The organism is Arcanobacterium sp. (ex Cirak et al. 2026), from assembly GCF_053585065.1.
This window is the reverse complement of the sequence record NZ_JBQJCE010000027.1, coordinates 1-684: the sequence shown is the minus strand read 5'-3', so window position 1 is coordinate 684 and position 684 is coordinate 1. Positions and strand designations below refer to the sequence as shown.

1 protein-coding gene is annotated in these 684 nt (G+C 53.5%); it reads left to right on the top strand.

The annotated features are described in order from the left end of the window. Window positions 1-574: 574 nt before the first annotated feature. Window positions 575-684, top strand: a 110-nt coding sequence (locus ACTOVJ_RS08245) for a recombinase family protein (protein ID WP_449504696.1), incomplete at its 3' end; no start/stop codon positions are given.

Here is a 684-nt window from a genome sequence, read left to right as displayed (position 1 = left end):
GGGGGCGATCATCGAGGATCTCCCATGGATCGTCACCGGCATCGTGTCGTTTCTTGTGGATGAGATTTGGCAGATCATTCAAGCAAGGGTCCAGCTGCTCACGATTCTGATTGGTGTGCTGCCGTAGATCATCACAGCAATCGTTACAACTTTCCTGCAGATTATTGCCTCGATTGTCTGGGCGATTGGTGGGGCTTATTGTGAGCGTAGGACTTGAAACCCCGCGTTCCTAGAGCGTTCATGAAATGACAGTGACGTTCAAGAAAACAGGGGGTGATGGGCGGATGACTTTAACACTGCACCTCTAGCATGACTGCGTTTCCTCGTACGTGGTGAGAGCGCGTATTGCCCCGCATCGAGGTGATGATTTCGCAAGCTACGAGTTTTCTCCACTTACTCGCCTGTAACCAAACGCTGTGCGCCCATGAGCTCAGCGTGACGGTAAGCAGTTTTATCCAGGAATATCCCAGCAGTACGCAGGCGTCTATGTCGATGATGGTGTTACTGACACGTCGGTGGTGGCGCGAGTTGGTTTCAACGTTCTCATGGACCGGGCTCGCCGTGGGGAGTTGACGTGATTTTGACGAAGTCGATCTCGCGTTTTGCCCGCAACACTGTCGACCTACTCGCCTCCGTACGCAAACTGAAAACCCTCGGGGTTGCGATCCGCTTCGAGCGTGAAGG